The sequence below is a fragment of the Curtobacterium sp. MMLR14_010 genome, assembly GCF_001865015.1.
Classification (GTDB): Bacteria; Actinomycetota; Actinomycetes; order Actinomycetales; family Microbacteriaceae; genus Curtobacterium.
The window spans coordinates 401,291-406,321 of record NZ_MJGV01000079.1 but is presented as its reverse complement, the minus strand read 5'-3'; the positions used below and the strand labels follow the sequence as shown (position 1 = coordinate 406,321).

Annotated in this window: 4 protein-coding genes; all 4 read left to right on the top strand. The window is 72.6% G+C overall.

All coding sequences use genetic code 11. The features are described from left to right. Positions 1-166 precede the first annotated feature (166 nt). A complete protein-coding gene (locus BIU98_RS17065) occupies positions 167-2,629 on the top strand; it encodes a phosphoketolase (RefSeq protein WP_071279160.1) in 2,463 nt (820 codons plus the stop codon). 20 nt (positions 2,630-2,649) lie between these two features. Continuing rightward, positions 2,650-3,351 carry a fumarylacetoacetate hydrolase family protein gene (locus tag BIU98_RS17060; RefSeq protein WP_071279158.1) on the top strand — a complete coding sequence of 234 codons (702 nt, stop codon included), beginning with the start codon at positions 2,650-2,652 and terminating at the stop codon, positions 3,349-3,351. Positions 3,352-3,826: 475 nt separating this feature from the next. Further along, positions 3,827-4,774: a sugar phosphate isomerase/epimerase gene (locus BIU98_RS17055; RefSeq protein WP_071279156.1), complete on the top strand. Its 948-nt coding sequence runs from the start codon at positions 3,827-3,829 to the stop codon at positions 4,772-4,774. A 10-nt stretch (positions 4,775-4,784) separates the two neighbouring features. After that, on the top strand, positions 4,785-4,964 hold the full coding sequence (locus BIU98_RS19630) for a hypothetical protein (protein ID WP_071279154.1): 180 nt from the start codon (positions 4,785-4,787) through the stop codon (positions 4,962-4,964). Positions 4,965-5,031: the final 67 nt, after the last annotated feature.

Sequence of the window (5,031 nt, the reverse complement as noted above, 5' to 3'; positions counted from 1 at the left end):
TTGCGCATGGTGTTCGTTCCTCTTCTGTGAGTTGGTCGAGTCCTGGCCGGACGAGGCCGGGAAGTGCTCTGGGCGTTTGCCCTGTGCTGATGATTCGGTACCCCTCCCCGAACGGATTGGACGAGTTTCTGGAACCGTCCTGCGGCGGGGTCCGTACCGTGGGGTCATGGCCACCGAGCACCTCCTCACGACCGACCGGATCCGCGCGATCGACGCGTGGTGGCGCGCCGCGAACTACCTCACCGTCGGGCAGATCTACCTGCTGGACGACCCGTTGCTGGAGCACCCGATCACGCCGGACGACATCAAGCCGCGGCTCCTCGGGCACTGGGGCACGTCGCCGGCACTGAACCTCGTGTACGCGCACTGCAACGCGCTCATCACCTCGACGGACCGGGACATGCTCTACATCTGCGGCCCCGGGCACGGTGGCCCCGCGATGAACGCGAACGCGTGGCTCGAGGGCACCTGGCAGGAGCTCTATCCGGGCACCACGCTGCAGCAGTTCTTCAAGCAGTTCTCGTTCCCCGGCGGCTTCCCCTCGCACGCGGCCCCGGAGACGCCCGGGTCCATCAACGAGGGCGGTGAGCTCGGCTACTCCCTCGCCCACGCGTACGGCGCCGCGCTCGACAACCCCGACCTCGTCGTGACCTGCGTCGTCGGTGACGGCGAGGCCGAGACCGGGCCGCTGTCGGCGTCGTGGCAGGCCCACACGTTCCTCGACCCGGTGGCAGACGGCGCCGTCCTGCCGATCCTCAACCTCAACGGGTGGAAGATCGCGAACCCCACGGTGCTCGCGCGCATCCCCACCGAGGACCTCACCGCGTACTTCCGCGGGCTCGGCTACGACCCGATCATCGTCGACTCCTCCCGCGTCGGGGACGACCCCTTCGCCGTGCACGCCCTGTTCGACGGGGCCCTGCGCCGCGCGCTGGCGTCCATCGACGACATCCAAGCCGCTGCCCGGGCCCAGGCCGCCCGCGCCGCCGCCGGTGAGATGGCCGGCGCGACCGACCTCCGCCCACGGTGGCCGATGATCGTCCTGAAGACCCCGAAGGGCTGGACCGGCCCGAAGGAGGTCGACGGCGAGAAGGTCGAGGGCACCTTCCGCGCGCACCAGGTGCCGCTGCCCGCCGTCCGCGAGAACGACGAGCACCGTGCCCAGCTGCAGGCGTGGATGGAGTCCTACCGCCCCTCCGAGCTCTTCACCGAGGACGGCACCGGTACCGGGCTGCTCGAGGCGATCCGCCCGTCCGGCGACAAGCGGATGAGCGCGACGCCACACGCCAATGGCGGCCGGATCCGGACGGCGCTGCAGCGTCCCGACCTCGCGCCGTACGGCGTCCCCGCTGGCGAGGACGCCTCCTCCACCGGCACGCTCGGCCCCTGGCTGGCCGCGCTGATGGCCGCCAATCCCTCGACGTTCCGGCTGTTCGGCCCCGACGAGACCGTGTCGAACAAGCTCGACGCGGTGTTCGACGTCACGTCGCGGGTCTGGCGCGCGGCGAACTCCCCCGACGACGAGCACATCGCGCCGACCGGCCGCGTGACCGAGATCCTGTCCGAGCACCTGCTCGAGGGGATGCTCGAGGGCTACGTGCTGAGCGGCCGCCACGGCATCATCAACACGTACGAGGCCTTCGCGCACATCATCGACTCGATGGTCGGCCAGCACGCCAAGTGGTTGGAGTCCTCCACGGACATCGACTGGCGTGCCCCGGTGTCGAACCTCACGATCCTGCTCTCGTCCCACGTCTGGCGGCAGGACCACAACGGGTTCTCCCACCAGGACCCGGGCTTCCTCGACGTCGTCGCCTCGAAGCAGCAGGACCTCGTGCGGATCAAGCTCCCCGCCGACGCCAACACCCTGCTCGCGGTGACCGCACACGCGCTGGAGACGACGAACCGCATCGAGGTCATCGTCGCCGGCAAGCACCCAGAGCCGGTGTTCCTGTCGCTCGAGGACGCCGTCGCGCACGCGGACGCCGGCCTGGGCGTCTGGGACTGGGCCGGCACTGAGCAGACTGTCGGCCACGCGGACGTCGTCCTGGTCAGCGCCGGGGACGTCCCCACCGTCGAGACGATCGCGGCCGCCGACATCATCCGCACCCACGCGCTCGACGTCGGCGTACGTGTCGTGAACGTGGTGGACCTGCTCTCGCTCGGGGACAACCGCAAGCACGAGCACCCGATCTCCGACGAGCGCTACGACGAGCTGTTCCTCCCCGGGACACCCGCCGTGTTCGCGTTCCACGGGTACCCGTCGCTGGTCCACCAGCTCACCTACCGTCGCCACGGCCACGACGACCTGCACGTGCACGGCTTCCTCGAGCGCGGCACCACGACGTCGCCGTTCGACATGCTCATCCGCAACGAGATGGACCGCTTCGCGCTCGCGCACGACGCGCTGACGCGGGTGGCCGACGGGTCCGACCGGTTCGACGAGCTGCTCGGGAAGCTGTCCGAGGCACGCGACGCCGCCCGCGCCCACGCCTACGCGAAGGGCGAGGACCACCCCGCGGTCGGTGCGTGGCAGTTCGCGGGGTGGCCGCAGGACGAGCCCGCCGCCGGTGGGACCGGTGGCGACCCGGGCGAGGGCGAGTCGGAGAGCGCCGCGCCCGGCCAGTAGGCACGTGGCACGCTGGAGCCGTGACCGACCTCGTGATCCCGGCTCCGGCAGTGCCCTCCGTCCCGACGTCGACGGGTGGACGCTTCCCCGTCCGCCGCGTCTTCTGCGTCGGACGGAACTACGCGGCGCACGCGCGGGAGATGGGGCACGACCCCGATCGTGAGCCGCCGTTCTTCTTCACGAAACCCGCCGACGCGGTCGTCACTGATGACGGGGCGACCCCGTACCCGCCGATGACCGAGCGTCTCGAACACGAGGTCGAACTCGTCGTGGCGATCGGCGTCGGCGGCGCGGACGTCCCCGTGACCGACGCACTCGACCACGTGTGGGGCTACGGCGTCGGGCTCGACCTGACCCGACGCGACCTGCAGGCCGAGGCCAAGCGCCTCGGGCGACCGTGGGACATGGCGAAGGGGTTCGACGCCTCCGCACCGGTCGGCACGCTCGTCCCCGCCGCCGACGTCGACCCGACGCACGGCACGATCGAGCTCACCGTCGACGGCGAGCGCCGCCAGCACGGGGACCTCGCCGACCAGATCTGGTCCGTGGCCGAGGTCGTCGCGGAGCTGTCCCGGGCGGTGCGCCTCGAGCCGGGTGACCTCGTGATGACCGGCACGCCCGACGGAGTCGGCGTGGTCGTCCCCGGGTCGGTGCTCGTCGGGACGATCGAGGGCGTCGGGACCGTCAGGACCACCGTGCGACCCGCACCGCTGCAGGCGTGACGGTCCGCGCCGGACGCACACCGAGCCTCCCGTCCGCCCGGTGCGAGCTTGACCACCCCGTGCGCGGCCGTGGCAGCGCACGGGGTGCGGAACCTCGCACCAGCGGGGAGACTCCGCACGGTGCGAGGGTGCGGACAGACGAGGGAACCGCGCTCCGCGGACTGCGGACGGGAGGCTCGTGGCACCCAAGCGCCGGCCGTCCCGTCCACCCCGCTCTGCGTGGTGCGAGCTTGACCACCCCGTGCTCGGCCATGGCAGCGCACGGGGTGCGGAACCTCGCACCAGCGGGGAGAACTCGCGCGGATCGTGACCAGATGACGCAGTCGGCGCTCTGCTGGGAGCCGATCCGGAGCGGCCGCGAGTAGCACGGAGCCAGACGGCGTCGTCGCAACGCGTCGTCGTGGTCCGCTGACAGGGAAGCGGACCGGGGACGCTCGACACCGCCGTCGTGCGTCTGCGGACACGGAGGTGCACCGTGCTGGAACACGACCTGCTCGCGACGTCCTGGACCTGGGACGGCGACGAACCCATCGACGAGCGCGTCCGCGCCGTCGGGGCCGCCGGTTTCTCCGGCATCTCGCTCGCCCTCGACGACCTCCACGAGGTCCGCGGGACCATCGGGCTGCACCGGCTCCGGCAGATGCTCGACGACGCCGGCATCGTCTGGGTGCAGCTCGGCACCCTCAGCACGTGGTGGACGTGCCCCAGCCGGACCACGGCGGTGGACGCCGACCGCGGTGTCCTGCTCGAGGCGGCGGCGACCCTCCGCGCCTGGCAGGTGGTGGCTCGCGCCGACGTGAGCCTGCCCGGGGTCTCCCCCGCGGCGATGCTCGACGACTGGGTGGTGCTCGCGGAGCAGACCCGGGGCGTCGGTGCGCAGCTCGTGCTCGAACCCGAACCGTGGTCGAACCTGCCGACGGTCGAACGGGCCTCGCGCTTCGTCGCGACCGCCGGGCACCCGAACGGCGGACTGCTGCTCGACGCGATGCACGCGCTGCGGGGCGGCTCGACCCTGGCGTCGATCCGCCACGGGCTGGCGCCGTCGACCCTCGCCGCGGTCGAGCTCAGCGACGGCCTGATGGACACCCCGAACGGCATGACGCTCGCCGACGAGTCCCGGCTCGGTCGGTACCTGCCCGGCGTCGGGGCGTGGGACATCCCCGGGTTCATCCGCACGGTCCGCGACCTCGGCTTCGACGAGCCGTGGGGTGTCGAGGTGCGGACGCCCGCGCACCGGGCGCTCCCCATCGCCGACGCGCTCCGGACCGCGGCCGCCGCGACACGGGCCGTGCTCGACGCCGCCGACGCGTACGGCACACCGCCGGCACCGGTCATGCCGACGTCGGCGGCCCCGACGTCCGCGGTCGACTACGAGCCCGCGCATCGCCCCCGGCGGGAGACCGGTTCAGGCGCTCCCGCGTAGCCTCGGCGCCATGAGCGAGACAGCACCCACCGGCAACGACGACCTGCTGCGGAAGTCGCAGGACACCATCGACGAGGCGAAGGCCGCTGCGGCGGACGTCGTCGACACCGAGGACGACGGCATGGTCGGCGACGACCTCCCCGCGACCGAGGGCGGCGCGGCTGCGGACGGTCCGGCCCCCGCCGCCTGAGCAACGCGGGGGCGCCGGGGCACGCGCGCGCCGCGGCACCGCGCGGGGCGCCGGGGGGGGGGGGGGG

Excerpts from the sequence above, each read along its gene's own strand:
- BIU98_RS17065 (WP_071279160.1), top strand. The coding sequence starts at position 167 with ATGGCCACCGAGCACCTCCTCACGACCGACCGGATCCGCGCGATCGAC.
- BIU98_RS19630 (WP_071279154.1), top strand. The coding sequence starts at position 4,785 with ATGAGCGAGACAGCACCCACCGGCAACGACGACCTGCTGCGGAAGTCG.